This window comes from Candidatus Pelagibacter communis (assembly GCF_001180205.1).
In the GTDB taxonomy this organism is placed as follows: Bacteria; Pseudomonadota; Alphaproteobacteria; order Pelagibacterales; family Pelagibacteraceae; genus Pelagibacter; species Pelagibacter ubique_O.
In genome coordinates this window covers 1-1,513 of the sequence record NZ_CVSU01000079.1, presented here as the reverse complement: position 1 = coordinate 1,513, position 1,513 = coordinate 1, and the positions used below count along the sequence as shown (strand labels likewise).

General features: G+C 30.4%; 3 protein-coding genes and 1 pseudogene. All 4 read right to left on the bottom strand.

The window, feature by feature from the left end; all coding sequences use genetic code 11:
• Positions 1 to 464, bottom strand: a pseudogene (locus AMO08_RS02960) (GTPase ObgE); the annotation flags it as partial.
• 31 nt (positions 465 to 495) lie between these two features.
• Positions 496 to 750 (bottom strand): 50S ribosomal protein L27, encoded by a 255-nt coding sequence (gene rpmA, locus AMO08_RS02955; protein WP_023854670.1) that lies wholly within the window; start codon positions 748 to 750, stop codon positions 496 to 498.
• A gap of 14 nt (positions 751 to 764) precedes the next feature.
• On the bottom strand, positions 765 to 1,163 hold the full coding sequence (gene rplU, locus AMO08_RS02950) for a 50S ribosomal protein L21 (RefSeq protein ID WP_075484963.1): 399 nt from the start codon (positions 1,161 to 1,163) through the stop codon (positions 765 to 767).
• Positions 1,164 to 1,227: 64 nt separating this feature from the next.
• A partial coding sequence (locus AMO08_RS02945) for a hydroxyacylglutathione hydrolase C-terminal domain-containing protein (protein WP_306452498.1) occupies positions 1,228 to 1,513 on the bottom strand: 286 nt, incomplete at its 5' end.

The window sequence follows — 1,513 nt, the reverse complement described above, 5'->3', positions numbered from 1 at the left end:
TGAAGCCATATTGTAAATTCTTCTCCGATAGTGCCTTTAGTAAATTTTCTTGGAGCTCTATTTGTAGAACTTTTAAATCTTGTGTTTCCTAAACCTCCTTTTCCGCCAGCAGCTGCAACATATTCTTCACCTTTTTTATTAAAATCGAAAAGAAGAGTTTTGTTATCTTCTTCAAATACCTGTGTACCTAGAGGAACTTTTAAAATTAAATCTTCACCACCTTTTCCTGTTCGATTTTGACCGGAGCCGTTTTCTCCACGTTCGGCTTTATGGTGTTGTTGATATCGATAATCAATAAGTGTATTTAAATTTTCCTCTGACTTTAAAATAATTGATCCACCTTTTCCACCGTCACCACCATCTGGTCCACCAAACTCAACATATTTCTCTCTTCTAAAACTAGGAGATCCATCTCCGCCGTTTCCAGCTTTAATATATATTTTAACTTGATCGAGAAATTTCATAATACAACATCTATTTTAATTGGTTGTACTATTAATTGGGCTTTACAGAAACGAAAGTTCTATCTGATTTTGATTTTTTGAAGACAACCTTTCCCTTAACAACTGAAAATATTGAATGATCTTTACCCATACCAACATTTTCACCTGGAAAAATCTTAGTTCCTCTTTGTCTAACAATTATGTTTCCTGGAATCACTGTTTCACCACCATACTTTTTCACACCAAGTCTTCTACCGGCACTATCTCTTCCGTTTCGTGATGATCCACCTGCTTTTTTTGTTGCCATAACTTACCTAATAACTATTTGCTTACTGCTTCCTTAACTTCTTCTTTTTTTGAAGTTTTAGAAATTTTTTCAGCTTCTGATAACACTTTACCATCTTTTGAAAAAATTTTATTAATTCTTATCATAGAATATTCTTGTCTATGCCCATTTTTTCTTCTTGAATTTTGTCTTCTTCTTTTTTTAAAAATTAAAATAGTTCTATTTTTACTATTTTTGATTAAATTAGCTTCTACTTTTGCACCCTCAACATTTGGAGTTCCAATTTCAATTGATTTGTCATCACCGTATGCCAAAATTTCATTAAACTCTATCTTAGTCTCAGGTTTAGAATTTGGTAGTTTTTCAATCTTTAGAATTTCTCCAGATTTTACTTTATACTGTTTTCCACCTGCTTTTATTACTGCGTATGACATAGTATGATTTAATTTAAAGTTACCGCAATATAGTTGTAGTCAGCCTTTAGTCAAGCCGAATTAATTAGAAATTATCCTTAAAATCTCTTAATTTTGAAAAGGTTTTTACATCTTTTGCTCTTAAAAATATATTACAATCCAATTCCTCTTTTAAAGTTGAGGGCATGGTAGGAATTCCATTTTCTCTTAATTTTTCTATTTTTTCTATTTTTTTTTCTAAATCTTTGTTCTCAGAATCATATTTTTTACAAAATTTTGCATTATTAAGAGTGTATTCATGACCACAATAAATTTTTGTGTCTTTTGGTAATAATTTAATTTTGTTTAAAGATTCAAACATTTCCTCATAG

What these genes read in the sequence shown, in the direction of transcription:
- rpmA (WP_023854670.1), bottom strand. Translation starts at nt 750, where the DNA reads ATGGCAACAAAAAAAGCAGGTGGATCATCACGAAACGGAAGAGATAGT.
- rplU (WP_075484963.1), bottom strand. Translation starts at nt 1,163, where the DNA reads ATGTCATACGCAGTAATAAAAGCAGGTGGAAAACAGTATAAAGTAAAA.